At 68.2% G+C, this 25637-nt stretch carries 29 protein-coding genes and 1 tRNA gene; 19 read left to right on the top strand and 11 right to left on the bottom strand.

Annotation, left to right across the window (positions count from 1 at the left end):
* Nucleotides 1-32 precede the first annotated feature (32 nt).
* Nucleotides 33-872 carry a sigma-70 family RNA polymerase sigma factor gene (locus IMZ11_RS12485; protein ID WP_228640917.1) on the top strand — a complete coding sequence of 280 codons (840 nt, stop codon included), beginning with the start codon at nt 33-35 and terminating at the stop codon, nt 870-872.
* A complete protein-coding gene (locus IMZ11_RS12490) occupies nt 872-1696 on the top strand; it encodes a protein phosphatase 2C domain-containing protein (RefSeq protein ID WP_228640919.1) in 825 nt (274 codons plus the stop codon). The genes IMZ11_RS12485 and IMZ11_RS12490 overlap by 1 nt, the downstream gene beginning before the upstream one ends.
* Before the next feature lie 15 nt (nt 1697-1711).
* On the opposite strand, the gene IMZ11_RS12495 is transcribed toward IMZ11_RS12490, so the two are convergent.
* On the bottom strand, nt 1712-2485 hold the full coding sequence (locus tag IMZ11_RS12495; RefSeq protein WP_228640921.1) for a tetratricopeptide repeat protein: 774 nt from the start codon (nt 2483-2485) through the stop codon (nt 1712-1714).
* A 183-nt stretch (nt 2486-2668) separates the two neighbouring features.
* Here IMZ11_RS12495 and IMZ11_RS12500 point away from each other — a divergent pair, with 183 nt between their 5' ends.
* From IMZ11_RS12500 to IMZ11_RS12510, 3 genes are all read left to right on the top strand, one after another.
* A complete protein-coding gene (locus tag IMZ11_RS12500; protein ID WP_228640923.1) occupies nt 2669-3082 on the top strand; it encodes a plasmid replication, integration and excision activator in 414 nt (137 codons plus the stop codon).
* 23 nt (nt 3083-3105) lie between these two features.
* Nucleotides 3106-3291, top strand: a complete 186-nt coding sequence (locus IMZ11_RS12505) for a hypothetical protein (protein ID WP_228640925.1) — start codon at nt 3106-3108, stop codon at nt 3289-3291.
* A gap of 88 nt (nt 3292-3379) precedes the next feature.
* Nucleotides 3380-4693: an FtsK/SpoIIIE domain-containing protein gene (locus tag IMZ11_RS12510; RefSeq protein WP_228640927.1), complete on the top strand. Its 1314-nt coding sequence runs from the start codon at nt 3380-3382 to the stop codon at nt 4691-4693.
* A gap of 125 nt (nt 4694-4818) precedes the next feature.
* Here IMZ11_RS12510 and IMZ11_RS12515 read toward each other — a convergent pair whose 3' ends face one another.
* Nucleotides 4819-5319 carry an Imm21 family immunity protein gene (locus tag IMZ11_RS12515; protein WP_228640929.1) on the bottom strand — a complete coding sequence of 167 codons (501 nt, stop codon included), beginning with the start codon at nt 5317-5319 and terminating at the stop codon, nt 4819-4821.
* 104 nt (nt 5320-5423) lie between these two features.
* On the opposite strand from IMZ11_RS12515, the gene IMZ11_RS12520 reads away from it, so the two are divergent.
* The 4 genes from IMZ11_RS12520 to IMZ11_RS12535 all read left to right on the top strand — a co-directional run bounded on the left by IMZ11_RS12520 (nt 5424) and on the right by IMZ11_RS12535 (nt 8798).
* Entirely contained in the window at nt 5424-5579 is a 156-nt protein-coding gene (locus IMZ11_RS12520; protein ID WP_228640931.1) for a hypothetical protein, read from the top strand.
* 116 nt (nt 5580-5695) lie between these two features.
* Nucleotides 5696-7273: a helitron helicase-like domain-containing protein gene (locus IMZ11_RS12525; protein ID WP_228641017.1), complete on the top strand. Its 1578-nt coding sequence runs from the start codon at nt 5696-5698 to the stop codon at nt 7271-7273.
* The gene (locus IMZ11_RS12530; RefSeq protein ID WP_228641019.1) at nt 7273-7449 is read left to right on the top strand and encodes a helix-turn-helix domain-containing protein; all 177 of its coding nucleotides are present in this window, start codon (nt 7273-7275) and stop codon (nt 7447-7449) included. Before IMZ11_RS12525 ends, IMZ11_RS12530 begins: the two co-directional genes overlap by 1 nt.
* Nucleotides 7449-8798: a site-specific integrase gene (locus IMZ11_RS12535; protein ID WP_228640933.1), complete on the top strand. Its 1350-nt coding sequence runs from the start codon at nt 7449-7451 to the stop codon at nt 8796-8798. The genes IMZ11_RS12530 and IMZ11_RS12535 overlap by 1 nt, the downstream gene beginning before the upstream one ends.
* Before the next feature lie 88 nt (nt 8799-8886).
* Here IMZ11_RS12535 and IMZ11_RS12540 read toward each other — a convergent pair.
* Both IMZ11_RS12540 and IMZ11_RS12545 read right to left on the bottom strand, forming a co-directional pair.
* Nucleotides 8887-8976 (bottom strand) — tRNA-Ser (locus IMZ11_RS12540).
* Nucleotides 8977-9195: 219 nt separating this feature from the next.
* Nucleotides 9196-9759 carry a YceI family protein gene (locus IMZ11_RS12545; RefSeq protein WP_228640935.1) on the bottom strand — a complete coding sequence of 188 codons (564 nt, stop codon included), beginning with the start codon at nt 9757-9759 and terminating at the stop codon, nt 9196-9198.
* Between the two features lie 100 nt (nt 9760-9859).
* On the opposite strand from IMZ11_RS12545, the gene IMZ11_RS12550 reads away from it, so the two are divergent.
* Nucleotides 9860-10342, top strand: coding sequence for a MarR family winged helix-turn-helix transcriptional regulator (locus IMZ11_RS12550; protein WP_228640938.1), 483 nt, complete (start codon nt 9860-9862; stop codon nt 10340-10342).
* Nucleotides 10343-10354: 12 nt separating this feature from the next.
* On the opposite strand, the gene IMZ11_RS12555 is transcribed toward IMZ11_RS12550, so the two are convergent.
* Nucleotides 10355-10843, bottom strand: a complete 489-nt coding sequence (locus IMZ11_RS12555; RefSeq protein ID WP_228640940.1) for a SigE family RNA polymerase sigma factor — start codon at nt 10841-10843, stop codon at nt 10355-10357.
* Between the two features lie 293 nt (nt 10844-11136).
* Here IMZ11_RS12555 and IMZ11_RS12560 point away from each other — a divergent pair, with 293 nt between their 5' ends.
* A complete protein-coding gene (locus IMZ11_RS12560) occupies nt 11137-12087 on the top strand; it encodes a hypothetical protein (protein ID WP_228640942.1) in 951 nt (316 codons plus the stop codon).
* Nucleotides 12088-12090: 3 nt separating this feature from the next.
* Nucleotides 12091-12909: a MauE/DoxX family redox-associated membrane protein gene (locus tag IMZ11_RS12565; RefSeq protein WP_228640943.1), complete on the top strand. Its 819-nt coding sequence runs from the start codon at nt 12091-12093 to the stop codon at nt 12907-12909.
* Nucleotides 12910-13014: 105 nt separating this feature from the next.
* On the opposite strand, the gene IMZ11_RS12570 is transcribed toward IMZ11_RS12565, so the two are convergent.
* The 5 genes from IMZ11_RS12570 to IMZ11_RS12590 all read right to left on the bottom strand — a co-directional run bounded on the left by IMZ11_RS12570 (nt 13015) and on the right by IMZ11_RS12590 (nt 18093).
* The gene (locus IMZ11_RS12570) at nt 13015-14196 is read right to left on the bottom strand and encodes an ATP-binding protein (RefSeq protein ID WP_228640944.1); all 1182 of its coding nucleotides are present in this window, start codon (nt 14194-14196) and stop codon (nt 13015-13017) included.
* Nucleotides 14197-14478: 282 nt separating this feature from the next.
* The gene (locus IMZ11_RS12575; RefSeq protein WP_228640946.1) at nt 14479-14868 is read right to left on the bottom strand and encodes a hypothetical protein; all 390 of its coding nucleotides are present in this window, start codon (nt 14866-14868) and stop codon (nt 14479-14481) included.
* Nucleotides 14865-16421: a radical SAM protein gene (locus tag IMZ11_RS12580; protein ID WP_228641021.1), complete on the bottom strand. Its 1557-nt coding sequence runs from the start codon at nt 16419-16421 to the stop codon at nt 14865-14867. The genes IMZ11_RS12575 and IMZ11_RS12580 overlap by 4 nt, the downstream gene beginning before the upstream one ends.
* Nucleotides 16422-16426: 5 nt before the next feature.
* Nucleotides 16427-16954: a hypothetical protein gene (locus IMZ11_RS12585; protein WP_228640948.1), complete on the bottom strand. Its 528-nt coding sequence runs from the start codon at nt 16952-16954 to the stop codon at nt 16427-16429.
* Nucleotides 16951-18093: a prolipoprotein diacylglyceryl transferase gene (locus tag IMZ11_RS12590; RefSeq protein ID WP_228640950.1), complete on the bottom strand. Its 1143-nt coding sequence runs from the start codon at nt 18091-18093 to the stop codon at nt 16951-16953. The genes IMZ11_RS12585 and IMZ11_RS12590 overlap by 4 nt, the downstream gene beginning before the upstream one ends.
* 76 nt (nt 18094-18169) lie before the next feature.
* Between IMZ11_RS12590 and IMZ11_RS12595 the strand changes: the two genes are divergently transcribed.
* The 5 genes from IMZ11_RS12595 to IMZ11_RS12615 all read left to right on the top strand — a co-directional run bounded on the left by IMZ11_RS12595 (nt 18170) and on the right by IMZ11_RS12615 (nt 22309).
* The gene (locus IMZ11_RS12595) at nt 18170-18643 is read left to right on the top strand and encodes a M15 family metallopeptidase (protein ID WP_228640952.1); all 474 of its coding nucleotides are present in this window, start codon (nt 18170-18172) and stop codon (nt 18641-18643) included.
* A 462-nt stretch (nt 18644-19105) separates the two neighbouring features.
* On the top strand, nt 19106-19288 hold the full coding sequence (locus IMZ11_RS12600) for a hypothetical protein (RefSeq protein WP_228640954.1): 183 nt from the start codon (nt 19106-19108) through the stop codon (nt 19286-19288).
* A 26-nt stretch (nt 19289-19314) separates the two neighbouring features.
* The gene (locus tag IMZ11_RS12605; protein ID WP_228640956.1) at nt 19315-20274 is read left to right on the top strand and encodes an NUDIX hydrolase; all 960 of its coding nucleotides are present in this window, start codon (nt 19315-19317) and stop codon (nt 20272-20274) included.
* Nucleotides 20275-20525: 251 nt separating this feature from the next.
* The gene (locus tag IMZ11_RS12610; protein WP_228640958.1) at nt 20526-21539 is read left to right on the top strand and encodes a permease; all 1014 of its coding nucleotides are present in this window, start codon (nt 20526-20528) and stop codon (nt 21537-21539) included.
* 5 nt (nt 21540-21544) lie between these two features.
* On the top strand, nt 21545-22309 hold the full coding sequence (locus tag IMZ11_RS12615) for a TIGR03943 family protein (RefSeq protein WP_228640960.1): 765 nt from the start codon (nt 21545-21547) through the stop codon (nt 22307-22309).
* Nucleotides 22310-22344: 35 nt separating this feature from the next.
* Here the strand turns inward: IMZ11_RS12615 and IMZ11_RS46175 are convergent, their stop codons facing one another.
* Entirely contained in the window at nt 22345-23187 is an 843-nt protein-coding gene (locus IMZ11_RS46175) for a GNAT family N-acetyltransferase (protein WP_228640962.1), read from the bottom strand.
* Between the two features lie 195 nt (nt 23188-23382).
* Between IMZ11_RS46175 and IMZ11_RS12625 the strand changes: the two genes are divergently transcribed.
* Nucleotides 23383-24162, top strand: coding sequence for an alpha/beta fold hydrolase (locus IMZ11_RS12625; protein WP_228640964.1), 780 nt, complete (start codon nt 23383-23385; stop codon nt 24160-24162).
* A 114-nt stretch (nt 24163-24276) separates the two neighbouring features.
* Nucleotides 24277-24882 carry a PRC-barrel domain-containing protein gene (locus IMZ11_RS12630; protein WP_228640966.1) on the top strand — a complete coding sequence of 202 codons (606 nt, stop codon included), beginning with the start codon at nt 24277-24279 and terminating at the stop codon, nt 24880-24882.
* Nucleotides 24883-25637 lie beyond the last annotated feature (755 nt).

Genomic DNA, 25637 nt, shown 5'->3' on the forward strand with positions numbered 1-25637 from the left:
TAGACTCAGCGGAGTTCAACCCTGGGGGAGCAATGCCACCGAGCGACCTTGAGCGCATAGCCGCCATCGACGATCCGTACCTGCTGCTGCGGACCGCCACCGAACGGCTGAATGCCGCTCAGCAAGAGGTCACCGAACTTGCCCGGCTCCGCCGCCGCGTGATCCAAGAACTGCACGCGCAAGGCATGTCCTATGCGCAGATCGCCCAGGCGGCCGGGCTCACCCGTGGCCGGATCCACCAGATCCGCCACACCGGTCCAGCACCTGAGGGCGCGTTCCTCGGCACCGGCACCATCACCCTTGCCACCCCGCTCAAGCGCGAAGCCACCAACGCCCGCCCCGTCATCGCGATGGAAGACGTCGCAGCGGCCAAGCGGCTGGAAGACCTCGCCCGCGGCTTCGGCCTGTCGATGGAACTCGAACACGTCCCCCTCGGCGGCGAGATCGATCTGAATCGGCCCAACCTCATCGTGATCTGCGGTCCCAAGCTCTCCCCGGTCATGGGCGCGCTGTACGAATCCGATCCCGTCCTGGAGTGGGTCAAAGACGGCACCTGGACGCTCCGCGACACCCGCACCGGTACGACCTACCGGTCCGGCTCCGACAGCGAACCGGCCCGGCCGGTCGACTACGCGTACCTGGGGCGGCTGCCCCGGCCGGACGGCAAGGGCAACGTCCTGGTCTTCACCGGCATCCACCCACAGGGCACGCTCGGCGTGGTCCAGCTCATCACCACCGAGATCGCCACCCTGTGGGGCCAAGCCGGGGACGGGCTCTTCTCCACCGTGGTCGGCGTCGAATACGACCCACAGACAGGGGAACCGGTCACAGCGGAACTCGCCAGCCCGCTCTACCGCCACGAGGACACCTGATGCGCGTCGTCACCTTCGCCACCGAACCCGCATCCCCCGACCGGCCCAACGAAGACTTCATCGCCGCCACACCGGACGCCGTGGTCCTCCTCGACGGTGCGGGCACGCCTGCGGGCTCAGAATCCGGCTGCACGCATGGCGTGGCCTGGTACGCGCGGACCCTCGGCTCAACACTGATCGCGTCCCTGACCCAAAGCGCCGGCCCCCTGACCGGGATCCTGGCCGAAGGGATCAAGGCCACAACGTCTCTGCATGACTTCACCTGCGACGTCAACCACCCCGGCTCGCCCTCGGCAACCGTCGTCATACTCCGCCGTACCGGTGATGATCTGGACTATCTCGTCTTGGCCGACTCCGTCCTCGTGCTCGACGTGATCGGCACAGAGGATCCGATCACCATCACCGACGACCGGGAAGGACAGGTCGGCAAGCGCTACCGGACGACCATGGATGCCCTCGACTCCGGCACGCCCGATCACGCCGCCGCTCTGCGTGCGTACGTGGAAGCCATGCGGGCGCACCGCAACCACAACGGCGGATTCTGGGTCGCCTCATCCGACCCCCTCGCCGCCGAACAGGCCCTCACAGGAACACTGCCCGCTGACCAGATCCGTGCTGCTGCGCTCCTCAGCGACGGAGCATCCCGCCTCGTCGACCGCTTCGGCCTCGCAACCTGGCGGCAAGCCCTCGACATCCTCGACCAGGACGGCCCCGCCGAACTTATCCGCCAAGTCCGTGAGGCCGAACGCTCCGACGTTACTGGTTGGCGCTGGCCACGGGGCAAGACCTTCGACGACGCAACTGCGTTCCACGCCTTGCTGTAGTCCCCGTGCACAACTTCACCTGGGGCGTACTGCGGAAATCAGGGCTTGGGCGTCAGGTCGACGACCTGCAAGGTTTGCCGCTTCGCGGATTTGCTCATCCGTCATCGACCTAGCAAGTTGGATGGCTTCGTGAACACCATCACCATTGCCTGAGTCGAGCATCTTCAGGAACCAGCGGACGGCTTGGACAGCATTCGAGGCAGTTCCAAGCCCGTCGCGATACCGGCTGGCGGCTATGAACATCGCCCCTACGTGGCCGCTCTCTGCCGCCCGGACATACCACCACAGGGCTTCTTGATCATCGTTCATGGCGGCGAGCCAGTCTCCGACCACGGCGCTCGCCTCTTTCACCCCAAGTTCCGCAGCAGCCTGCATGAGCGGCATCACCTCTTCCGGCGGCATTCGATCGGTCACGTCCCCCTTGAGGTGGAGCATCGCCAGGTTGAACATCGCCAAGGGATCGCCAGCAGCGGCGGCGGCCTGAAACAGTTGCACGGCCTTCTCTAAATCCCGAGGAACGCCTGCACCGGTCACATAAAGATGGCCGAGTCCTCGTTGCCCGGCGGGATGCCCCTGATCTGCTGAGAGCGTCCAGAACATCAATGCAGCAGCAGGATCTTCATCGTGCTCCAACGCGATTCCACCGAGGACGCTCTGCGCTTCGGCATCGCCTTGGGCAGCCAATTCCAAGAGAGGATCTCGTAGGCGATCGAGCTGGATGCGGCCTTCCTCGCTGCCGCTATTCGCTGCGGAGAGGGCGCGATGCGCAGCTTCGATGATCTCCGTCATGCGAGTAATTCCAGCACGGGACGGCACCCCATGGGACACGCCATAGAGCTTGTGTTTACCCCCCTAGACAGTTGGGGTAGAACCGAGTTATCGTCATCCGCATAGCCCCCTAGACAGTTCTCGCACAGGGCGAGACTCAAGCCGAAGCGTCTAGGGGGGTCGACAGAGAAAGAGGTGTGCGACATGGCTCTACAGGGACCGATCCCGGTCACGTTCGACATGGTGTTCCCGCACGGCTGCTACCTGGTGGGCGAGGTCGAGGCGGTCAAGGACTTCGACGCCTCGACCAACGGCCGCTTCGTCCAGGCGCGCGACAAGCAGACGGGGGAGCTCGTCTGGCAGGTCGCGGTCATGGACGCCGACCCGACGCTCAAGCCATCGCAGAAGACGGTGGCGGTCAAGATCCTGGCCGCGGTTCAGCCCATTCCGCCGGCCCCGGTAGCGGGGGTGCCGTTCACGCCGGTGGAGTTCAACGCCGTCACGGTCACGCCGTACGTCAACAGCAACACCAACCGGCTGGCGTACTCGATCCGGGTCCGCGAAATGCGCGCCGTCCGGACGGGCAAGGCCGCCGCGAGCGCGAAGGACGCGGCGTGATGGCGCGGCGTACGGCTCACCCGGTGAGCACGATCAGCCTCAAGACGGGTCCGGGCGCCTCGGCGGTCAACCACCCGTACCCGCAGCGCTCCCCGGTGCTGGGGCTGGTCTTCGGCGGCGTGCAGGTGCTCGTCACCACCTCGGCCGGGGACCACGTCACGGCTGAGGACGTGGAGTTCGCTCGGTGCCTGGCGCGTGAGGCGGCCTGAGAGATGAAGCAGGGCCGCTGGAACTGGTCCTTCCGGCGGCCCCTGATCTCCCACACACGCGAATGCTTGAGAGAGGAAACCAAGCCTAATGTTCCGTAAGCTCCCCGGAGACGAGGCGCGTAACCTCGTCTCCACCACTCCCGATACCGCCGTCGTGTTTCGTCCGGCCGTCGTCCGCACACCGGCGTTCGTCACGATCGTGGTCTGGCTATCGCGCCTGGTCGCGGGCCTGATTCGCATCGTTTGGCGGCACCCGATCGCCGTTACCGTCCCGGCCGTGCCCGGCGTGATCTGGACGCTGTACGGCTGGCGCCCGGCCGTGGTCCTCGTAGGCCTCGTCACGCTGGCGGGCCTGTCCTGGGCCTCCCTGCACCGAGCCTCGTTTCGACGGGTCATCGGCTGGCGACTGCTCGCCTTCTGGCGGCGCATCTGGATCTACCGACGCCACTGGCAACCCGTAATGATCGTCTCCGGTCTCGGGCGGCACTTACGCGGCCGGGACTACCTACCCCGGCTGATGGGGGTCGAGTGCGACGGCTGGGCCGACCGCGTCACCGTGCGCATGTTGAACGGGCAGGCGGTCAAGGACTGGGCCGACCGTGCCGACCAGCTCGCCCACGGCTTCGGCTCCCGCACCTGCCGCGTTTCCATCGCGCGGGCTGGACGGCTCGTCCTGACCTTCCCTCGTCGTGACCCGCTCGCCGTGCCCCTGCCCGCCGCCCCCATCCCTGACGTGGTCTCGGTCGGGCCGGTCGAGATCGGCGCCCGTGAGGACGGCACACCGTACCGGCTCAAAGTCCACGGCACGCATGTCCTGATTGCGGGCGCGACCGGGGCCGGCAAGGGCTCGTTCCTGTGGTCGACGATCCGCGGCTTACTGCCTGCGATGCGGACGGGCCTGGTCGAACTGTGGGCGCTGGACCCGAAGCTGATGGAACTGTCGTTCGGCCGAGACCTCTTCACCCGGTATGCGGCCGACCCGGAGCAGTGCGCCGACCTGCTCGACCAAGCGGTCAAGGTCATGCAGGAACGCGCGGGCCGCTTCGCCGGACTCCAGCGCTCCCACATCCCGACAAATGCGGACCCGTTCGTCCTGGTCCTCGTCGACGAAGTGGCGTTCCTGACCGCCTACCAGTCCGACCGCACGCTCAAGCAGCGCATCACGGCCGCACTCGCCACGCTCACCACCCAGGGGCGCGCGGTCGGCCTCGGCGTCATGGCCGCGTTGCAGGACCCGCGCAAGGAGGTCATGAACATCCGCAACCTGTTCCCGGACAAGATCGCGCTTCGGCTCGATGAGTCCGAACAGGTCGACATGGTCCTCGGCGACGGCGCACGCGATAGAGGGGCGCTGGCCGACCACATCTCACCCATACCGGAGCTGGGCGCTGGGGTCGGATAGGTCCGGCTGGAAACCTCACCCGACCCCGTCCGGGTCCGGGCCGCGTACGTCTCCGACGAGGACATCCGCGTGATGGTCACTGACTTCGCGCCAGTGATGGAGGGCGAAGGTTGATGACCTGTACGTCACTTGCTTTCAACGGGGACGAAACGGTGAAGACGGAAACAGGTCCGTTCGTCGGGCTGAAAGTCTACGGACTCGACGTCATATCGACCGGGAGCGATGTCCAGGCTAATGGCTTCCGCTCCGAAGCCATCTTGTCGAGGTCGGTCAATCACAGCGTCCACGCCAGGCACCGCAGCGTCCAGGAGGACCAGAGGGCCGGAGACATCGAACCTCGGGCCTGCCTCCCACAGAGCACCCTTCGCGTCCTCCAGCGTTCGAGCTACATCCGTTCCGGGATCGGCATAAATCCATTGGACGAATGTCCGGCTTGCGGGCTGGAACGCGGTCGCTGCTGGTTCGTCTCCGAGGATGAGGGCCTGTGCACCTTGGCCGAAGCGAATCACGCCAACGAACTCGACAGTGCAGGCGCGTTCGTAATCTCCCTCGTATCCCGTCCAGGTTTCCAGGGCCTTCGACTCCATCACGGCCAATGGGCCTCCTGCCGACTCCGCCCAATTCATCAGTTTGAACCCCTTCCTCTGGGGGCGGTTGACGTCCCTCACGTAGGTGCGGCGATGAGATCACAGGCCGTGCGAGACATCAAGCGTCGTTGGTGGTGCGCAGCATGACCGCCATCGCTTACCTCCTCGACGGCCTGCGCTGCTCCGGCTGCGGAGTGCTCGACGTGCTTTGGCTCGACCCCGTACGCGGCCTGATCGAGTGCCACGAATGCGGACAGACCGCGCTCACCTCCCCCGAGATCGGAAAGGAGGACAGTTGACCGACACCACCGACGCCAACCCGGCCGGGGGAGACACCACGATCTCCCCCGACCCCACCTCCGACTCCTCGACCTCGGCCCGGCTCACCGGTCGGGCCACGCCCCGCGCGCTGCGCATGGCCCAACCACTCGCCCGCGAGGTTGTCGAAGAAATCGCTAAGCAGTACGGCGTGTGCATCCGCCCGATCGCCCTCCGGCGGCTCGACGTTCTCACCGGTCAGGCCGAAACCATTGACGTGCCATGCGGGGCAACCCTGGAAAGCAAGTGCCCGCCGTGTGCCAAGCGGAACCGGCAGCTTCGCATGGCCCAGTGCCGGGAGGGCTGGCACCTCGATCACGAGCCGGTCAACACCTCCGACGAGGCCGACGAGCATCAGCGCTACCTCGTCGAACTTCGAGCCGACGCCCAAGCCTGGCGAGACGACGCCGAAAAGGCCGGCGACGACACCACCGACCTGGACGCCGCGATAGCCGACCTCGATGACGAGATCAACCGGGCCGGAATGCGCGGCAACGTCCTCGGCCGAACCACTGGCAAGCGATCGCGCTCGACGAGGCGGCGGCAGGACGCCCCGGACCTGCCCAAGCGGACCATGAGCAACACTACGCTCGGCCGGACCTTCACCAGTGCGGACGGCAAGACCTTCCGACCGTCGATGTTCATCACGCTCACCCTGCCCTCATACGGGCGGGTTAGGAAGAACGGCGCCCCCGTCGACCCGGCCACGTATGACTACGCGCGTGCGGCTCGGGATGCGCTGCACTTCTCCAAGCTGGTGGACCGCTTCGTGCAGAACCTCCGCCGGGTCGCCGGGTTCGATGTCCAGTACTTCGCGGCCGTCGAACCTCAGAAGCGGCTCGCACCGCACCTACACATGGCGGTCCGGGGCCACCTGCCGCGTGCGGAGATCAAGCAGATAGCGGCGGCCACTTATCACCAGGTGTGGTCGCCGTCTGTCGACACCGTGAGATTCGAGGGGGACCACCTGCCGGTCTGGGAGGACGACGCCGGTTACCTTGACCCGGAAACCGGCGCGCTCCTGCCCACCTGGGAGGAAGCCCTCGACGAACTCGACCAGGACGACGACGCCGAACCGCTGCACGTGCTGACCTTCGGCCCACAGCTCGACGTCCAAGGCGTTCTCGCCGGGACCACGGACGCGGACACCTGCATCCGCTACCTGTCCAAGTACCTGACCAAGTCCATCGGGGACGCGATCGACCCGGAGGATTCCGCGCAACGGGAGCACGCGGAACGCCTCGGCAATGCCCTCCGCTACAAGCCGTGTTCGCCCACCTGCCCCAACTGGCTCCGATACGGAGTCCAGCCCAAGGGCGCCAAGCCGGGCATGATCCCCGGCCGATGCAGGGGCAAGGCGCACAAGCCCGAACACCTCGGCTACGCCGGACGGCGCGTGCTCGTCTCCCGGAAGTGGTCGAACAAGACCCTGACCGAGCACAAGCACGACCGCCGTACCTGGGTGCTGGAAGCCCTCGGCCTCCCCGACGCACCCATCGATCCGCACCGGTACGTCTGGCGGCCGGTCAAGCCTGGTGACCCCGGCCTCGACCCCATCGGCGTCCGGCTCCTGCGCTCGGTCCACGAACGCCAGCGATGGCGCAACCACCTGAACCAGCTCCAGGCCCAAGCAGACGGACAAGAACTTTCGGCAACTGAAGGGAGGGCGGCGTGATGGATCGGCTTTTCTACCGGCCCAAGGATGCGGCGGTCGTGCTCGGAATGAGCCGTACGGCGGTGTTCCGACTGATCAAGTCGGGCGAACTGCGCTCGGTCAAGTACGAGGGCTATCGCCTCGTCCCGGCCGAGGCCCTTCAGGAGTTCGCCCGTCACCTGCAAGAGGTGGCGTGATGGCCGACCGCAAGCCGAACGGCCGCTCCTCCATCTATCTCGGCAATGACGGCTACTGGCACGGCTGGGTCACCATCGGCATCAAGCCGGACGGCTCCCCCGATCGTCGCCACCGCATGGCGAAGACGGAAGCGGAGGTCACCCGTAGGGTTCGCGAACTGGAGGGCAAGCGAGAGGCCGGGCACGTCAGCAAGCCGGGCCGCATTCCCAACGTCGCGGAGTGGATGACGGAGTACCTCGACGTGATCTGTGATCGCCTCGTCGCCTCCGGAAAGATGGCGCCTCGGACGCTGGAGGACTACTGTTCCAAGACCCGGCACTGGATCATTCCGCTGCTCGGCCGTCATCGCCTCGACCGGCTCGCCCCTGAGCACCTGGACAAGGCGTACGCCACGATGCTCGAACAGGGACTCTCCTCCAGCACAGTTCTCAAGGTCCATCGCATCCTGTCGCGCGCGCTGAAGATCGCGATGCGCCGGGGCAAGGTCACGAAGAACGTCGCCACCCTGATTGACGCGCCCGTCGCCGCCGACCCTGACCTCGCACCGCTGACCCGCAACGAGGCACGGAAGATCCTGGAAGCCGCCAAGCCACGCAGGAACGCCGCCCGATGGTCCGTCGCGCTCTCCCTCGGCATCCGTCAGGGCGAAGCACTCGGCCTCCGCTGGTCCTTCGTCGATCTCCAAACAGGTGTGATCAAAGCCTGGTACCAGGCGCAGCGGTCCCCGTGGCGGCACGGCTGCGACAATCCCCACGAGTGCGGCAAGGAGTGGCACCGATGGCCGTGCAAGCCGCGGTGCAAAGACCACAGGCACGAACCCGGCTGTCCACAGGACTGCACGCGGCGCGGCCACGTCTGCCCGACGAGGACATGCCGCAAGGGATGCACCGGCCACGCCGACCGCTGCCCGAAGCGCACCGGCGGGGGCATCGTCTTTCGGCAACGCAAGGGCCGGAGCAGGTTGACCCTCCAGTGCCCGCCGGAGTTGCTGCCCGTCCTCCGCGAGCACAAGAAGCTCCAGGACGCTGAACGCGCGGAAGCCGGGGGCCTCTGGGAGGATCACGACCTGCTGTTCCCGACGAGGCGGGGCCGGCCGATGGAGCGTAGCGAGGACTACAAGATGTGGAAGGCACTGCTCAAGCAGGCCGGGGTCAGGGAAGCCCGTCTCCACGACGCCCGCCACACCGCCGGGACTCTCCTTGTGGAACAGGGCGTGCACATCCGCGTCGTTCAGGAGATCCTCGGCCACGCGCGGGTGACCACGACCGAGCGATACACCCATGTGGCAGGTGCGCTGATGCAGGACGCGAGCGAGCGCATGGGGGCAGCCCTCTGGGGCGAGTCCTGAGAGCAACTGCAACTAAAACTGCAACTACGGCGCCTGTGAAGATCCAAAGAGCCCCCCTCGCTGAAGTCGCGAGAGGGGCTCTGACCTGCGGAGGCTCGGGGATTTGAACCCCGGATGGGCTTAAGACCCAAACCGCATTAGCAGTGCGGCGCCATAGACCTGACTAGGCGAAGCCTCCTGGTTGCCGATCGGCTCAAGACAGAGTACCGGCGATTGTGCCAGCCAGCAAAGCGAAACCGGCCTTGATCGATCCCGACAGGCGACAGCGTGAGGAGGGTATGCCGGCAGGTGGACGACATCACCCCGCGATCACCCGTCGGCTGGGTCGCGATCCCGAACGCACAGCTCTTGTCCACAGCCTGTGGACAAGAGCTGTGCGTAAAGCTGGGGAACTCGCTCAGGCCTGCCGTACGGCTTCGCCCTCGATCTCAATCTTGACCTTCTTGCCGACCAGGACGCCACCGGTCTCGAGGGCCTGGTTGTAGGTCAGGCCGAAGTCCTCGCGGTCGATCTCGGTCTCGGCGCTGAAGCCGAAGATCTCCTGGCCCCACGGGTTCTGCGCGGCACCGCCGAACTCGACCTTGAGCTTGACCTCCTTGGTGACGTCACGGATCGTGAGGTCGCCGACGAGGACGAACTCGTCGTCGGAGTGGTCGGCCACCCGGGCGCTGCGGAAGATGATCTCCGGGAACTTCTCGGCGGAGAGGAAGTCGTCGCTGCGGAGGTGGTTGTCGCGGTCGCCGACGCCGGTGTGGATGCTCGCGGTCTTGAGCACGGCCTCGACGCCCGACTCCAGCGGGTTCTCGGCGATGACGATCTTGCCCTCGAACTCGGCGAAGTTGCCGCGGACCTTGCTGACCATCATGTGCTTGACGACGAATCCGACGCGCGTGTGCGCGATGTCCAGGGCGAAGGTCCCTGCCGTCGGAATCTTGATGCCTTCCCACTCACGGATGCTCATGCTGGCCTCCCGATGTACTTGCCGTGTGGATGTCTGAGCAAGCAATTGTCTACAGGAGGAATATTCCGCATGTCAAATAAGACGCGGTAGACTGCGCCGTATGAGCCCATTTGATGATCCCCGCCTCACCGCGATGGGCCTGCTCGCCGAGGTCATGTCGGGGATCTCCGGAAAGATGAGCCCCGCCCTCGCGGGTGCCGGTCTGTCCGACGCCGACTTCGAGACGCTGATCAGGCTCGCCCGCTCCCCTGAACACGGCCTTCGGATGAGCGACCTGGCGGCACAGACGTCGCTGTCCACCAGCGGGATCACCCGCGTGGTCGACCGGCTGGAGCGCGACAACCTCGTGATCCGCCGGGCCTGCCACAGCGACCGCCGCGCGTCGTACGCGGTCCTCACCGACGAGGGCAGGGACCGGCTGCTGAGCGTGCTTCCCCAGCACCTCGACGACATCGAGACGTGGTTCACCGGCCTGCTCACCCCCGAGCAGCTCACCGACTTCCTGACCACGCTCCGCCTCATCCGCGACGTCGTACGGCCCTGCGCCACGGCGGGGGTCACGGAGCCCGTCCAGGTCGAATGACCGGAGAAGCGGTCAGTTCAACGAAGGCTGGACGGCCATGTCCCCACGAAGCTTGGCCATCCCGCGTGACACCGTGCTCTTGACCGTTCCGATGCTGATCCCGAGGGCCTTGGCGATCTCGGGCTCGGTCATGTCCTCGTAGTAGCGCAGCACGATCGCGGTCCGCTGCCGCACCGGGAGCCGTTCGAGGGCCCGTTCCAGGTCCTCGTGGTGATGCCGTACGTCCTGCTGCAAGGGCACCTCGGGGAGCTCGTCGGAGGGATACTCCTGGAGCTTGCGCCGCCGCCACCACGAGATGTTGATGTTGACCATCGCCCGGCGCACGTACCCGTCGAGTGAGGAACGATCCTGGATCCGGTCCCAGGCGACATATGTCTTGGCCAGCGCGGCCTGCAGCAGGTCCTCGGCGTCTGAGGGGTTCCCGGTGAGCTGATGGGCGGCACGCAGGAGTGCCGGCCCGCGCGTCACGACGTACTCGCGGAACTCCTCATGATTCCCCATAAAACGATCACCGGTCCGGCCGTGGAGAGGCTGCTTCGTCGCCAGAATCGCAGTTGGGACCCGCGATCCGACTGAACCGTCATCCAGGTTTCGTACCGTCAAGTGCAAAGAGACGGCAGATCGGTGGCGGAGCGACACGGCGCTCATGGGCCCCGTTCGGTACCCGTCGGCCCGGGTTCACCGGGGTTCGGGAGACAAACAGCTTCCACCAAGTGGAGGAATATTGCTCCCGAATCCACCATCGGTCCCGAATACGTCTCTATCGGTCATCGGCGTCATGTGACGCTGGGTGGGTGAGAGTTCCGATGTCGCACGCACGGGTCGAGCGCCGGCACCTGCTGTCCGCGGCGGCCCTGGGCCGCGACGTCCAGACGCCCCGGCCGGCCGAGGACGACGACGGCACGGCGATCGACGCCGTGAGCGGCCAGATCGTCGACGCCACCACCCACCTCCTGGTGGTCGAGAACGACGACGGCCAGGAGGAACGTCTGGTCGTCGCCCCGTGGGCGACCGCCTGGCGCGGCGGCCCCGTCCCCCCGACCAGGTTGCCCATCGGCTCCCGTGTGATCATCAGGACGCGTGCGGGCCGGGTCGCCGACTGCGTGTGGGCGGACATGACCCGGATGACCGGGATCATCCTCGACGTCCGGGGCAGGCGTGACCTCACCGTCGAGATCGATGGCGGACCGCATCGGGGACGGCGCTCGATCGTGATCCCCTACCGGTCGACCGGCCGGATCCTGGTACGGCATCCACGGCTGGAGCCCGGATATCTCTTCGACGCCATCGGGACGATGCAGGACGGCGCCGCCGTGGCCCAGGTCCCCGCCACGTCGCAGCCTCCGTACCGGGCGGAGGCGCTGCCTCCCCCGCCTCCGGCGTTCGGCGGGACGCGGACCAGGATCTCCGGGACGGCCGTGTGGTCCGACTACACGGACCACGGCGCGGCCTATCCGATGCTGGAGAGCTCCGACACCGGCTGCGACCAGGGGGTGGTCTCCTGCGCCCGCCTGCCGTACCTCTCGCTGGGGTCGATGCTCTTCGTGCGCAATGTCTGCGCGCGGCGGTCGGGAACCGTTCCGATCGTGGGGTGCGGCTGCATGGCCGGTCATTTCTGCGACCGCTGCCTCGACTGCGACACGTCTCCGCGCGGCAGGATCGTGGAGCTGTCCGCGCTCTCGTACGTACGACTCGGTGGCGACCTGACCAAGGGCTGCTTCAACGCCCAGGTCGGATTGGGGTGAGGTGTGCTGATAACCGCGGCCGTGGCCGCCCTGCCCATCCTGACGCTGCTCCTGATCATGGGCGGCGTGGCCAAGCTGATCAGCGCCGGAGACGATGCCCGGCAGGGCGCGCTGAACCGGCTCGGCCCCGCCGTACTCGTGCCTGAGCGTTTCAGGAGAGCCGCCATGCTCTGCTGCGCGCTCGGCGAGTTCGCGTTGGTCGCCGGGCAACTCGTCGCCGACCTCGCCGTCGCCCGCTGGCTCACCGTCGTGTTCTTCACCATCTCGACGTACGTGCTGTGGGACCTGCGGCGCCGCCGTCCCGACGTGGGATGCGGCTGCTTCGGCGAGGTGAGCTCCGCCCCGGTCGGCCTACGGTCTGTCGCACGTACGGCCGTGCTCGCGGTGCTGGCCGCGGTGGTGGCGACGACCGACGTCGGCCCCGCCGAGGCCCTGTCCAGAGCATCCTGGACGGCCGCGGCCTGGGCCGCGTGCGGCCTCGCGCTGCTGCTGTCGCTCTCGCCCGAGGTCGAGGAGACCTTCTCCCGACTCCGCCACCGGGCCCCCTGCGAGGAACGGTCCATCCCCGCCGGCCGCGCCCTGTCGCGGCTCAGGTCGAGTACGGAATGGCGCGCGCACGCCGATGTGCTGGAGTCCGACGAGCCGTTCGACTCATGGCGCGAGCTGTGCTGGCGGTTCTTGGCGTTCCCCGGCCGGGGAGGCACGGAGGTGGTCTTCGCCGTCTATCTGAGTGGGCGGCGCCCGGCCGTCAGGGTGGCGGTCGTCGGCCAAGACGGCACCCTCGTCCAGCCGATACAGGAATCTATCGCTGTATCGGCCTGACACTAGACATCCGTAGATTTTCGAATGCGGGCAGGCGAATTCAGCTCTCTACGGCTCTCTAGCTTCCCCACTAGAAAGCCGTAGAGAGGTCAATGGCGGGGGTCGCTACAGCGGTTGCGCACGCAGGAACCTCCCGAAATGGGGCACGGTGAAGGCGATCACGCCACGCTCCGCGCTGTAGATCAGGCCCTTCTTGATGAGGCTGTCCCGTGCCGGTGACAGGCTCGACGGCTTGCGGCCGAGCACGTCGGCGACGTCGGCGGTGGGCACCGGGTCATCACCGAGCTGAGCCATCGCGTGCATGTAGTCACGCTCGGCCGGGGTGGCGCGCTCGTATCTGCTGCCGAAGAACCCGACCGCGAGCTCCTCCTCGGCCTCGGGCGCCGACACCTTGATGTCGTCGGCCGTGATCGGGCTCCGTGGGGCGAGATCCCAGGCGACCTTGCCGTACGCCTGGACGAAGTAGGGATAGCCGTCGGCCGCCTCGTAGAGGGCGTCGAGCGCCTCCGCGGTGAACTCGACGTCCTCACGCTCGGCGGGGGCGATGAGCGCGAGATCGGCGGCGTCCCGGTCCAGACGGTCGATCCGCGCGTACCGGAACAACCGCTCGGAGTAGCTCTTGCTCGCGGACAGGACGCCGGGGAGGTGCGGCAGCCCGGCGCCGACCACGATCAGCGGGCCGCCGTTCTGGGACAGCTCATGACACGCGGCGCAGAGTGCGGAGATGTCCGGAGCCTGCACGTCCTGCATCTCGTCGATGAACAGCGCGATGCCGACACCGAGATCGGTCGCGACGCCCGCGGCGTCGACGAACAGCTCGGTCAGGTCGATCTCCAGGTCGCCGGAGTCGGCCCGGCCGCGCGACGCGGGGACGTCGATGCCGGGTGACCAGTGGGAGGTGCCCTTGGCGGCGGCAGGGTCACGCATCGCGAAGGCCTTGAGCACGCCGAGGAACTCCTCGATGCGGTCAGGGGCGCGATGCCGGGGGGCCAGCTCGCGGATCGCCATGTGAAGGGCGGCGGCGACCGGGCGGCGGATCGACTGCTCCGGCCGCGCCTCGATCTTGCCGGTGCCCCACAGCCGCTGGATGGCCATCGACTTGAAGGTGTTGAGCAGGACGGTCTTGCCGACGCCACGAAGCCCGGTGAGCACCATGCTCCGCTCCGGGCGGCCGCGGGCCACCCGTTCCAGCACGACCTCGAACTGCTGCAGCTCACGATCGCGCCCGGCGAGCTCGGGTGGGCGCTGCCCCGCACCGGGGGCGTAGGGGTTACGCACGGGGTCCACGCTCTCGGACTTTATGACCGGATATAGCGGCCGTCGTAGATTTCCGTAGAAAGCGCTACGGCGTGTCGCTCCGGGCCGGAGCGGGACACATCGCCCCGAGGTGACCGGCGTCCGTTCCCGGGACGCCATCGGTGCCGCGAGCAACGCCATGGCACACCTCACCTGCAGACTCGGTGACCGAACCCCTGTTCGATCCGATGTCGAAGACTGTAGCGCTCCCTCGAACATGTGCGCGACGTCTTGCGAAAAAAGCCACCGCAAAGAAGGGACGCGCCGCGTCCGCTAGGTGAAGAAGCGCAGGACGATGGCGGCGACAGCGGCGATCACGATGAGGGCGAGATAGGCCAGGACCAGGCGGGTGTCGCGCAGGAGGCACTTGCTCCGCACGAGCCCGGCCCTTCGGGCCCGGACGTAACCCGCGAACCCGACGACGGCGAAGCCGAGCACCGCCAGCGGGCCCAGCAACCAGCCCAGCAGGGCCACCGTCGTGTAGACGCACAGCCGCAATGGATCGAACGGGGCGGCGCCCGGCCCTCTCCGGGCGCCGTGGACCGTGGATCCGCCCACCGTGAACCCGCCCGCCGTTTCGCCGCGCGCCGCGGACGCCTGGGCCGCGAGTGCCTCCTCGTACGCCACTCCGGTCAGCGGCGCCCTCCCCCGATCGGACGTCACGTGAGCTCCACCAGCGGGAACGGTGCGCCGGCGTCGACGGAGGCGACGGCGGACAGGCGCTGGCGGGCGAGCGCCGGCCACGCCTGGACCGCGCAGAAGGGCGCGCACTGGTCCTGGTCGGAGCGGGTGCCGACGTGCACGCAGCACTGGGTCAACCGCTCCTCGATCATGGTCGACATGTCCATGAACGGCTTGATCGTGATGCGGACCACGCGCTCCCCGAGCAGCCGCCGCAGGCGGCGCTTACGTCCGGGCAGCGCCGAGGACGCGAGGGTCAGCAGGGTGGACAGGCCGAGATCGCAGTTCTCGCAGATGTCGCGCCAGAGCTTGCCGACCTCGGGGTGGGACAGCGACGACTGCTCGGAGAGCAGCCCGAGGAGCGACTCCTGTACGGCGAGGCGCAGCTCACGCGGGATCTCCGAGTCGGCGATCCGGTTGGAGACCAGACCCAGGTTGTCCTTCAGCCGGTCGTGGCCGATGAGCGCGGTGAGCGACCGCCACTGTCCGGCGTCGTCCTTGATCATGTAACCGACCGAGCAGCAGTGCGGATGCGAGCACGGCAGCGCGGTCAGGTCACGCCAGGTGACCAGGCCGTCCGTCTGCGGGCCGAGCCGCTTCAGCACGCCCGTGTGGGTCAGCCGGTCCATCGGATCGATCAGCCCCGAACGGCCCGAGCCGAACTGGGGCTGGATGGACACCCCGCCGACGTACGGCGTGTCGAGCGCGAGCCGCACGACGTCGCCGATCTCACCGTCGTTCACGCCGAGGGCGCTGGTCATCACGAGCGTGGTGAAGATCTCTCGCTCGGAGAGCCGGTCGAGCGCCTGCGCCTTGAACCGCCGCAGGTCACCGCCCCGGTGGTGGCGGGACGCCTCCGCGCTGACGCCGTCGTACTGGAGGTAGATCTCGACCCGCTCCCGGTGCTCGGTCAGGAGGTCGAGCAGGGCGTCGTCCCTGGCTATGAGGACGCCGTTCGTGTTGATCAGGATCCGGGTTATGGACCGGGACACGAGTCGCCCGAGCAGCTCCGGCAGCGCGGGGTGCAGGGTCGGCTCGCCGCCGCTCAGCATGAGCACGTCGATGCGGCCGTTCTCGCGGGCGAGCCGCTGGTCGACGCTGGCCAGGATCTCCTCGACCGGCACCACACCGCGCAGATCGGGCGAGGACTCGGTGAAGCAGGTCGGGCAGCGGAGGTTGCAGGTCTCGGCGATGTCCTCCAGCAAAATGCAGGTGTGCTGGGTCTGCATCTCCGGGAGCCCGTGGAGGTACGCCTCGGGGATCGGGGCGAAGTTCCCCGCGACGTCGGGGATGTGGGCCTTCGTGGGAGCGGTCCATTCCTCCAGATAGGCGAGGATCTCCGGATCCTCGTCGTACATGGTACGGACCATGCCGTGCGTACGGCAGCCGCGTTCCAGATAGACCCGGTCGTTCCTGGCGGCCAGCCAGCCCGACAGCCGGGGGACCTGGTCGAGCGGGCGGTCCGGACGCTCGTCGTGGCAACGGGGGCAGAACGCGTTGACGTAGCGCAGGATGCGATCACCGCGCAGGGGCATGCCGCTCACAGGACACCGCCCGCGTAGATGGACGGGTTGATCCCGGTGCAGTATCCGACGGACACGATCGAGACCAGCGCCCAGCCGATCATGAGACCGAGGCCGAGCCCCTTGGACCACGGCCTGCGCAGGAAGACGAGCCCTGCGCCGCCGCCGAGCGCGAAGGCCGCCAGGATCAGCGCACCCGCGCCGATGATCGTACCCGCGTGGTCGCCGGTGTCCGCGAGGGTCAACGTGAGCAGGACGGCCGCGAAATTGACGACGATGAAGACCACCAGCCCGACGAAGGTCATGGCGACGACGACCCCCGTCGTGTTCTTCGGCGGCTGCGGTGGCGGCGGCCAGCCGTAGCCGGGGGGTGGCGGCCCGTACGGCCCCTGGGGGCCCTGGGGGCCCTGGGGGCCCTGGGGACCGGGTCCCTGCGGCTGGTGGTGCGGGGGCGGCTGGGGGCCGCTCCGGCTCGGGGTGCTGGGCTCCTGCTCGGAGCCCCGGTCGTCCCGGGGTTCGCCGGGAGGCTCGGGGGGAGTGGTCATGGCGTCTTCGGGCCCGGAGAGGCGCCTTCCTCCTGTCGCGTGTAGATCCGGCGGTCCGTCCTGTGTACCAGCATGTCGTAATAACCGTGGCGGTAGCCGTAAAGGATCCTGAAGAAGACGAGCGCGAGGCCGGGGACGAGGAACCACTGAGGCCGGGTCAGATCGAGCCAGACCGTCTCGTTCGCCCGGGTGAACTCGACGAGGAAGCGGAACACCGCGTACGCGCCGACGTACAGCGTGAACAGCTCGCCCGGCCGGCTGACCCGGTCACGCGCCCAGAGCAGGGCGAAGAAAGCGGCCAGCTGGAAGGCGACCTCGTACAGGAAGGACGGATGCATGGCCTGCCCGGCGAGGCACCCTGGGCACTCGGGGACGGTGGCAGGCGCGTGCACACCCCATGGGAGGCCGGTGGGACGCCCCGGCGCCTCGGTGAGGAAGCAGCCGATCCGGCCCACGGCCATGCCGAGCGCGACGGCGGGGGCGAACAGATCGCCTGTCTTGCCGCGATAGCCGATGATCCGCTTGGCGGTCAGCACGCCGGCGTAGGCGCCGGTGAGCCCGCCAAGAATGCTGCGGGAGCCGAACATCCACGCTTCGAGAAGGCTGGGGTTCAGGTGCGGGTCCAGGTGCTCGGCCCAGCCGGACAGGCGCATCCCGATCGCGCCGCCCACGAGCGCGCCGGTGACCGCGACCAGCGAGTCCTCGTGCAGTGTCCCCCTGCGGCGGGCCTCGAGGACGAAGACGACGGCCGCCACGACCACGCCGAGACCGACGAAGAAGCCGTGGGTGGGGACGGCCAGCCCGCCGAAGCGCAGCTCGGGAAGCACGATCGTCACCATAGCGGGGCACTCCGACGGTTCCGGCGCCCCATTGTCCGGTCCCGTGGCCGCGGCGGAGTTACCCTGACGTATGGCTACCACACATTTCCGCAGATCAGCGATAGTGATGTTGGCCATCGCCGGAGTGACGGCGTGCAGCGCCGAGGGGAAGTCGGCGATGTCCGCTCCGGTCATGGCCACGCCCACGGGAAGCGCCGCGGTGACTCCCTCACCGGCTTCGACAACGAGCCCGGGGGCGACAGCGAGCCCGGGGGCGACGGAGAAACCCTCTCCGTCGGGCCCGCCGCCGTTCTCGGCCAAGATCACCAAGGTTTCGCGAGACCAGGTGCGGTACTCCTGGCGGCAGGGATGCCCGGTTCCTCTGAACGGTCTGCGCATGATCACGATGCCCCACTGGGGGTTCGACGGCAAGGTGCACACCGGCAGGCTCGTCGTCAACCAGACCGTCGCCGACGACGTCGTGTCGGTCTTCAAGAAGCTGTACGGCTTCCGCTATCCGATCCGCAGGATGGAGCCGGTGGACGCCTACAAGGGCGACGACTACGCCTCGATCGACGCGGACAACACCTCGGCGTTCAACTGCCGGGCCGCCACGGGGACGACCAACTGGTCCGAGCACGCGTACGGCCAGGCGGTCGACCTCAACCCCCTCGAGAACCCGTACGTGTACGCGAACGGGTCGCACGCCCACCGCAACGCCGACGCGTACGTCAAGCGCCCGCTGCACAAGCCCGGAGTGATCAACGCGGGCGACCGGGTGGTCCGGGCCTTCGAGACGATCAGCTGGGGCTGGGGCGGCTACTGGTCCGGCGCCAAGGACTACCAGCACTTCTCCAAGAGCGGCAGGTAGTCGTCCCGCGCCGGGAATCGCACTGGTGCTAGCGGGACCGAGCGTGTCACGCTGACCCTCTGGTCCGACCTTCGGCCGGAGTTCGGCCAGACACTGAGGGAGCTGACACAGCCATGTGGCCAGGGGAGGCATCCTCATGAAAACGCGTACGCCCGCTCCTCCGGCCGAAGGGGCGGGCGTCTGTGCCGTGCTATGACAACTCGCGGTGCCCGGAGCCGCCGGGAACCGCGAGCGAGGGCTCACACGCTAACGGATGTGGCAGGAGGAACGGGAAGGAACGCTTACCACTCCATAACGATCAGCCATCGGGCCAGTCACGTTCCAACGGACCGGCCACGCCGCCCCATAGATCAATTGCTTTATCTGACGACAGCGTGACAGGAGAAGCACCAGATGTCTGGCTGGAACAATTCAGGTCCAATCGCCCAATTGTGGCCACCGGACCGCTTCGAAGTCCGCTGTGTGCGGCCGAGCCCCGAGTTTTCCTCCACCGATCGCTACCATTTCGCCAAGAACGCGCACGAAGCCGTGCTCCGGCTCAGGGACACCGGGCTGGTGACGCAGATGCAGGCCATCCGGATCGAGGACGGCGCCATCCTTTACGACCTGGCCTCCGGGACCAGCATCCCGGCCGAGCAGTGGTGAGTCTCTGACACGACAGGACGAGGGTCATGGCGGCTAAGGACGGGGACGGCTGGGCCCTCTGCGATCGCGGGCACCGGCATTGGGGGATCCACGGCGCGGCCGGCCTACTCGCCGTCCATCACACGCTGGACGGCATGCCGTACGTCCTGATGCAGAAACGCTCCTGGTGGAGCCATCACGGCGGCACATGGGGGCTTCCCGGCGGCGCCCGCGACAGCCACGAGGACGCGATCACCGGCGCGCTGCGCGAAGCCCACGAGGAGGCGGCGCTGACCGGTGACCTCCTCCGGGTCCAGGGCGTCTATCTCGACGACCACGGCGGCTGGTCGTTCCAGACCGTGATCGCCCAGGCCGAGGGCCTGCTCGACGCCTCCCCGGCGAACGGCGAGAGCTCCGACATGCGATGGATCGCGGCCGACGAGATCGCGGCGAGAAAGCTGCATCCCGGGTTCGCCGAGACCTGGCCCCGGATACGGCTCGCCCTCACCCCGCTCGTCGTCGTCGTGGACGCGGCCAACGTCATCGGCGCGCGAGCCGAGCACGGCTGGTGGAAGGACCGTGCCGGGGCGACCGCCCGGTTGATCGGTGAGCTCGGCACGCTCGCGGCGCACGGTCTGCGCCGTCCTCCGGACGGCCTGCCGGAACTCGCCCAGTGGTTCCCCCGGTTGACCGTCGTGGTCGAAGGGGCGGCGCGGGGAGCCATCGGAGGCCCTGCCGTACCGGCTGTTTCAGAGGGGGCAACCGGCGTCTCTTCGGTGCCGGAGGCCGCATCTGAGGTGTCGGAGATCTCGGCGGTCTCCAACGTCTCGGGAGTCACGGTGGTCCAGGCTTCGGGCAGTGGGGACGACGCGATCGTGGCCCTGGTACGCGACACGATGCCCTGGGAGAAGATGCTCGTCGTCACGGCGGACCGCGAACTCCGCCGTCGGGTGGAGGCCCTCGGGGCGTCGTTCACCGGTCCCCGCTGGCTGCTGAACCAACTCTGACGGGTGGAGGCCCTCGGCGCGTCGTTCACCGGAGCCCGCTGGTGCCGGCTGAACCGGGTCCGAACCGGGGGCCGAGCCGCTTCGAACCGGGCGGGAACAGCTCGTGGACACGCCACTGATCCGGCCCTGTGGCCCCGCACCGAGCCGCGAACTCCGCCGGATGGACACCGGGCCGGCCGCCCAGGACGAACCGGAACCCGGTTATCCACAGGGCCGGCCGACGGGCGCCGGAGGTCTGCCAGGATGACCTCATGTCCGACCGGGCCCTGGCCGACGCACCAACGGAATTGCCGCCCTCCGAGTGGGGGCGCAGGTCCGCGGCGCCTCCTGCGACGCCGTGGATCTTCGCCGCCATCGTCGTCCTGCTGGTCGCGGGCCGGTTCGTCCTGACTCCTCTGCTGGCGTTCCCCTCGCTCCAGACCTGGGCGACGATCTTCGTGGCGATCTCCGTCCAGGCACTGCCGTTCCTCGTCTTCGGCGTGCTGCTGTCGGCCGCGATCACGGCCTTCGTGCCGGCCTCGTTCTGGACCCGTGCCCTCCCCCGGCATCCGTACGCCGCCGTTCCCGTGGCGGGGGCGGCGGGCGCGGTCCTTCCCGGGTGCGAGTGCGCGTCCGTCCCGGTGGCCTCGGGCCTGATGTCGAGGGGCGTCACGCCCGCGGCCGCGCTGGCGTTCCTGCTCGCCTCACCCGCGATCAACCCGGTGGTCGTGGTGTCCACCGCGGTCGCGTTCCCCGGCCAGCCGATGATGGCCGTCGCGCGGTTCGCCGCCTCCCTCATCGTGGCCGTCCTCGTCGGGTGGCTCTGGCTGCGCTTCGGCCGCTCCACCTGGTTGCGCGTCCCCACCCGTACGGCTGCCGCCGGTTCGAAATGGGAGGCGTTCCGGGAGGCCGCGCAGCATGATCTGCTCCACGCCGGGGGCTTCCTGGTCGTCGGTGGAATGACCGCGGCCACGTTGAACGTCGTGGTGCCGCGCTCCTGGCTGACCACGGTGGCGGACGTGCCGTTGCTGTCCATCGTGGTGCTCGCGCTGCTCGCCGTCCTGTTGTCGATCTGCTCGGAGGCGGACGCCTTCGTGGCGGCGTCGCTGACGGCGTTCTCCCCTACCGCACGGCTGGCCTTCCTGGTGGTCGGGCCGATGGTGGACCTGAAACTGATCGCTCTCCAGATCGGGACGTTCGGACGGGCGTTCGCGGCCCGGTTCGTCCCCCTGACGTTCATATTGGCGGTGCTGGTGAGCATGGCCGTCGGAGGCGTCCTGCTGTGAACCGGATGTCGCAGAGCCTGGTGATGGTGTTCCTCGGCGGAGCCGTGCTGCGGATCACCGTGTTCTCCACGACCTATCTCAACTATGTGAAACCCGGGTTCCGCCCGTTCCTGATCGCGGCGGGCGCCGTGGTGCTGGCGCTCGGGGTCATCGGCCTGATCCAGGAGTGGCGCAAGCCGCACCTCACCGGCCCGGACCACCACCCGGACGGCGGCCATGATGAACACCGCGGCCACGATGAACACGGCAAGCACGGCGGACACGATCACTCGCACGGTCCGCGGGTGGCGTGGCTGCTCTGCCTGCCGGTGTTCGCGATCTTTCTCATCGCCCCGCCCGCGCTCGGGGCGTTCGCCGCCCGCTCCGAGGAGCCTCCGCCGCGGCCGCCGATCACCGCGGAGACCTACAGCGCCCTCGCCGGGGACACGGTGACCGCGATGCCGATCGGGGAGTTCATCGGCCGGGCCTGGGCGGACTCGACCTACTCCCTCACGGGGAAGCGGGTCCGGCTCACCGGGTTCGTGGTGCCGTCCGCGAAGAAGAACCGGTGGTATGTCACGCGCATCCAGATGAACTGCTGCGCCGCCGACGGCATCCCGCTGAAGGTGGCCGTCCTCAAGGCTGCCCGGCCGCCGGTGGACAGCTGGGTGGAGGTCACCGGCACGTGGGTGCGCCCCACGTCCGACAGGATTCCCAACGGGATGGTCGCCCCCGAGCTCGTGGCCACCGACGTCACCGAGATTCCCCAGCCCGTGGAGCCTTATGAGTGAGGACCGCGGGGCGCCGCGCCGAACGTGGGGAACGATCAGCCGAGGGCGACCATCACAGGGGTGAACAGGCGAGCTCGGTCCCCGGGGAGTTCCTCGCCGTACTCCATGATCGTGGTGGAGAAGCCGTGGGTCAGACCGTGCTCCATCGCCCAGGCGACCAGCTCGGGCCTGCCTGTGTCGATGTCGACGCGCACCCGCCCCTCGACCTCGGAGGCCAGATCGGAGAGCAGTTCCAGCGCGATGTCCGCGTCCTGCGCGATCACAGGTCCGAGGACCGTGTCGCTCACGTTGCGCCAGGCACCGCCGAACCCGGCCGGCCCGCCGGGGCCGTCGACCACGCGGAACTGCTCCCAGAACGACCGCAACCGGGTCAGCAACTCGACGCGTGGCGCACCGAAGACCTCGGCGTCCAGAGCGAGGATCGCCGGCAGATCCGAGGGTGTCGCGGGCCGGGACGACCCTCGGCGCAGCCCCACCGCCTGTCCCGTATAGGTGGCGCACTCGCCGACCGGCCGGAAGCCCTGCCTCTCATACATCGGCCGCCCGTACGCGGTGGCGGTCAGCCAGGCGCTCGACGTGCCCGATCGGTCCAGCGCGTACCGCAACAGGCCGCCGCCGAGTCCACGGCGTTCGTGCCGCTTGGCGACGAGCATCATGCCGATGGCGGTGACCTTCCGGCCGAAGCGGGTGGCCACGACCGTCGCGGCCAGCCCACCGTCGGGATCGTCGATCCCGTAGACGTCGCCGACCTCGAACAGCAACCGCCACTTGCGCTCCTCGGGCGACCACTCGCGGTCCTCGCCCAGGCGCAGGCACGCAGGCAGGTCACCGACATCGAGGACGCGTACGGCGGAGCCGGCGATCAGCTGGTCGGTCACGTGGTTCCTTCGGGTCGGAGTGGATCCGGTGAGAGGACGACGGTCGTGATCGGCGGGGTCGAGTGACGAACCGGTCCGGCCGAGCGTCGGGCGCCTGAAATCCTGCCGTGCGTCCACCAGCGGTTCAAACGGTTTTAGCCCGGCCTTCGGCTTCGCCGCGCGATTTCCGGTGTGCTTGGATCACAGAGCATGAGCTTGGCATCGACAACGTACGGCGACGGTTTCCCCCTTGTCTGCCTGTCCTGGTTCGGGCTGGACGGCGACGCCATGGCGGCGGCGATGGAACCCGCCCTGACTGACACGATCGCCCTGCGCCGGTTCTATCCGGATCTGCCGGGGCATGGCCGGTCGCCGGGCGGCCCCGAGAATTCCGACGGAGTCGTGGACGCCGTGCTGGAGTTCGTCGACGCGCGGATCGGCTCCGAGAGGTTCCTGCTCGCCGGTTGCTCCTACGGGGGATACATCGCCGCCGCGGTCACCCGCCGACGCCCGGAACAGGTGGCCGGCCTTCTGTTGGTCTGCTCAGGAGTGAAGATCGGGAGGGGAGATCGGGATCTTCCCGAGCTTCCGGACCGTGCCGACCCCGACGGGTGGCTGTCGGGCGTGCCCGCCGACCTGCGCGACCATCTCTCCCTGGCGCTCGGCAACCGGGACCGCGAGGTCGCCGAGCGCGTGGCCGCCGTACTCGCCTCCTCGGCCACAGGCGACGACGCTTACCAGGCGCGGCTCCAGGCGACGGGTTATCCGGTCTCCGACGAGGGCGCCGACGCGATTTACTCGGGCCCCACGAGCCTCGTCAACGGGCGGCAGGACCGGATCGGCGGATACGCCGACCAGTTCCGTGCCTTGCCGTCCTATCCGTACGCGACCTTCAGCGCGTTGACCGATGCGGGACATTACGTGCCGTTCGAACAAGCTCGGGTTTTCCGTGACCTCACGCGGGAATGGCTCGCGCGCTGTGACGTCGACCGGTGACGCCCACCGCCACAGAGGGACCACAGAAGATCTAGGCGCTCCATCCAGTGCGTCGCGTTTCCCATCAAGGTCCAGCGGTAGGGCCGAGGAGGACAGCGAAGGACGGAGGAGAAGATGATCAGGCAGGAGCAGATTCCGCAGGTACTGGACATCCCGGTCCAGGGCACCGGCGGACAGAAGCTCGGCGAGGTCAAACACGTCTTCCTCGACGACGACACGGGGCAGCCGGAATGGCTGTGCGTGAAGACCGGGCTGTTCGGCATGAACGAGACGTTCGTTCCGATCCGCAACGCGGACCTGGTCGAAGACCATGTAGAGGTCCCGTACGACAAGGAACGTGTCAAGGGCGCTCCGAACGTCGACGTCGACGCCGGCGGGCATCTGTCCGTGGAGCAGGAACGTGAGCTCTACCGCTACTACGACATGAACTGGGACGCGTCCTGGGATCAGGCCAACCGGCCCGGCCAGGGCTGGGCGCACACCGGCGGCCAGCAGGAACGCGAGCGCCTGGGCGGACTGCCCGGCGAGCCCACGCCTTCGGGCCAGACGGGCCGCCCGGGAGAGACAGGCCGCCCGGGCGAGACAGGGGCCGGCCACAGGAGAGAGTCGCTGGGCACCCGCCTGCGCAGATACCTGACACCGGAACAGTCGCGCAAGGAGAGTCCCGGCGCCAAGCGCGACGACTTCGGCGACACCGGCCAGTCCGGACGTCCGCGCTAGAACCACAGAACCACGCCGACCGGTGGAACCGCGCCGCTTCCCAGGCGGACGTTCCCGGTACGGCATCAGCCGGCACAGGTTCGGAGGTCCGCCCTCCGGACCTGTGCCGCACCACACGTACGCGCGACTGGTCGCGGTGCCGTTCGTCGTCGTCACGCAGGCGTTGACCTCGTCGGCGCTTCCGACCCACAGCCTCCGCTGATCGGGATAGGTGAACCGGATGAGATAGTTCGTCATCGGGCCGCCCATGAGAGTGCACCCTCCAAGGTCCGCACCCACCGGCAGGTAGGCGAGGTCGCGCGCCATCTGTCCGGCGCCGTCGGTCAGGATCCGGCTCCCGGCGAGACGCTCGTTCCCCGGACGCGTGTTGCTGCCCGGATACGCGCAGATCATCACCTCGCTCGGTGTGCCGGGCACCAGCGACTCCTCGACTCCGGGAAGGTCCGCCGCGGCGGGCACCCAATCACCGAAACCGAAACCGTCTGCGTCTCCGCCCCATCGCTCCGGGCACGCCACCGGCACGGGAAGCGCTTCTCTCCACGGCTGCCAGATCAGTACGGCCGCCGCCGCGAGAGTCACGGCGGCGACCGGGACCAGCCGCTTCGTCCACCGTTTTGTGGGCATCCGGCGTGTCAACGACTCAGGTGCGTCGGAGCGCAGGGCGACAACTCGAAGGCGACGTGAAAACGACCGACGCAGACCGATGGACGCTCTTTCTCCGTGGCTGCCGGCACGTACTCGTCGAGCGCGGCCCG

Source organism: Microtetraspora sp. AC03309 (assembly GCF_020826795.1).
In the GTDB taxonomy this organism is placed as follows: domain Bacteria; phylum Actinomycetota; class Actinomycetes; order Streptosporangiales; family Streptosporangiaceae; genus Microtetraspora; species Microtetraspora glauca.